Annotated in this window: 2 protein-coding genes and 2 pseudogenes; all 4 read left to right on the top strand. The window is 42.4% G+C overall.

Going from position 1 to position 2,525, the window contains the following annotated elements; genetic code table 11:
* Nucleotides 1-124: pseudogene (locus IM485_RS21785) on the top strand (IS630 family transposase); the annotation flags it as partial.
* 562 nt (nucleotides 125-686) lie between these two features.
* The gene (gene crtE, locus IM485_RS21780; RefSeq protein ID WP_104398421.1) at nucleotides 687-1,616 is read left to right on the top strand and encodes a geranylgeranyl diphosphate synthase CrtE; all 930 of its coding nucleotides are present in this window, start codon (nucleotides 687-689) and stop codon (nucleotides 1,614-1,616) included.
* 22 nt (nucleotides 1,617-1,638) lie between these two features.
* Entirely contained in the window at nucleotides 1,639-2,091 is a 453-nt protein-coding gene (locus tag IM485_RS21775) for a divergent PAP2 family protein (RefSeq protein WP_104398420.1), read from the top strand.
* 63 nt (nucleotides 2,092-2,154) lie between these two features.
* Nucleotides 2,155-2,388: pseudogene (locus IM485_RS21770) on the top strand (AAA family ATPase); the annotation flags it as partial.
* Between the last annotated feature and the right edge of the window lie 137 nt (nucleotides 2,389-2,525).

The following is a 2,525-nucleotide window of genomic DNA, read 5'->3' as shown; positions in this document are numbered from 1 at the left end:
TCGACTTTTTAAATCAGTTGAAGAATTAGAATCTCTTTTGCATCAACTTTTAAATGAAAGAGGTTTAATTGTTAAGTGGGATCGCAAGTTGAAAAACAAGGGTAATTCTGTTAACGCAATTTAAATTACGAACAGCTTACCTGAGCTGACAATAATTATAAATTTTTATTTCCCTTGAATTCCCTATTCTAAAAACAGAACTATCTTCCTGAATTTACCCCGTTCGTTCTCAGCCAACCCCTTTGATTGCTTGAGTATTTATACTTAATTTGTCCAACCAATTGTTTTTTTAGTGATCACCCCTCCTCAAAAGTAGTTGCTTTGTACTATATTTTCAATGCCAAAATCGGGGTTAATGCTCTATTTATTTCAAAATGAGAATTGCTGATAACTGCGGCGAAATTTAATTATATCGCCCGTTTTTCGCTAATCCTCGAACTGGGCTGAGGAAGGTATTTTTTCAGGTTAAAAGAGAAAATAGGCATCAGAAAAGAAAGTTGGCTCCTCTCCGTCTGGGAAATTTTAGTACAAACGTTCAGAGTGTCAACTGCGGCACTGCCATGCAGTCTGAAGGGGTAATTTAGACAGTCAACAGCTTAGGGTACAAGGGAGCGGTCAGTTTAATTCCCATCGAGGTGGAGTTTCCTGATATAGTTTTAAAAGCAGTCGGTTCAAGACAAAAAGACATGGTTACTAGGGGCGAACGAGGAGTAGAACTGAGGAAAAACGAGAGCTTTTCTCTGGCTTCCTATCTGGAGGAAAAGCGGTTGATTGTCGAGTCAGCTTTGGATAGCTCTTTAGTTATCGGCAATCCCGCCAAAATCTACGAGGCGATGCGCTATTCTCTCCTCGCCGGTGGCAAACGTCTGCGGCCGATTTTATGTCTGGCTACCTGTGAATTGATGGGGGGTTCCCTAGAGATGGCTTTACCCACCGCTTGCGCCCTAGAAATGATTCACACTATGTCATTAATTCATGACGATTTACCCGCCATGGATAACGATGATTACCGACGCGGGAAATTAACCAATCATAAGGTTTTTGGCGAAGATATCGCTATTTTAGCCGGGGATGGTCTCCTAGCCTACGCTTTCGAGTATGTGGCTACCCAGACTCTTAATGTACCTCCCCTACAGATTTTAGAGGTAATTGCCCGTTTAGGTCGCACCGTCGGGGCAGCGGGTTTGGTGGGAGGTCAGGTTTTAGACTTGGAATCCGAAGGAAAACCTGATATTTCGGCAGAAACTCTCGGTTTTATCCATACTCAGAAAACGGGGGCCCTGTTGGAGACTTCTGTGGTGTCGGGGGCAGTTTTAGCGGGGGCAAAAGCGGAAGATATAGCTAAATTAGCACGTTATGCCCAAAATATTGGCTTGGCTTTCCAAATTATCGATGATGTTCTCGATATCACGGCGACAAAGGAGGAATTAGGCAAAACCGCTGGCAAGGATCTACAGGCACAAAAAGCTACCTATCCTAGTCTCTGGGGGATAGAAGGGTCTCGCCAGCAAGCTCAACAGTTAATAGATAGTGCCATCAATGAATTGAGTAGCTACGATGAGGCCGCTGAACCTTTACGGGCCATCGCTGAGTATATTGTTAATCGTAAAAATTAAATTAAATTAAACGAGTGAGATTATGCAGGACTTCCAGCAGGTGTTACACAATCAAATACTGCTAATCTCTCTTTTAGCTTGTTTCACTGCCCAGGGACTAAAAGCGCTGATTGAGTTAATCCGCGATGGTAAGGTGAGTCTGCGCTATCTAGTCTCGTCGGGAGGAATGCCTAGCGCTCACTCGGCGCTGGTGGGGGCCTTGGCTACTGGGGTAGGATTACAGGTGGGTTGGTCTAGTGCCGAATTTGCCATCGCTGCGCTTTTTGCGGTTATTGTTATGTATGATGCGGCTGGAGTGCGTCAGGCAGCGGGAAAACAGGCCCGGATTCTCAATCAAATTATTGATGAAATGTTCCAGGGAGGTAAGGAATTTAACGAGGAACGTTTAAAGGAATTAATTGGTCATACTCCTTTTCAAGTGCTGGTCGGTTTAAGTTTAGGTATCGGTATCGCCATCGTGATGCTCTGTCGTTAATTGAGGTGTTTTCTGGGGTTGAGATAAACTAGATTTAATAACTAAAATCCAGGGTAATCACTCATGTTACAATCCCTAAAAATTGAAGGCTTTCGCGGTTTTCATAATTTTGAGATGACCAATCTTGGTCGAATTAATCTCTTAGTAGGTAAAAATAATAGCGGTAAAACTTCTATTTTAGAAGCGATTCAGTTTTTGTATGTCCAAAATAATCTGGATATATTTCTTGAAACTATTAGCTATAGAGGCGAGTTCGCTTGGTTGGAAAATAAGTTAGCTGGTCGTACTAAAGTTTTTGGTTCTTCCGAACTTACACTGTAGAAAATTCCCCAAGCTCCCTCTCTGTCCAGCAATGCTCTAAAGTTGATAAATATCAATCTAACAAAAACTCAAAGCCCTATTGTACAAACTTTACAAGCATGAGTTGTTGATAG

Origin of the sequence: Microcystis sp. M169S2 (assembly GCF_020245865.1) — a bacterium.
Taxonomy (GTDB): domain Bacteria; phylum Cyanobacteriota; class Cyanobacteriia; order Cyanobacteriales; family Microcystaceae; genus Microcystis; species Microcystis ichthyoblabe_A.
Note: the sequence above shows the minus strand (reverse complement) of the source record. Positions and strands in the feature narration are given on the sequence as shown.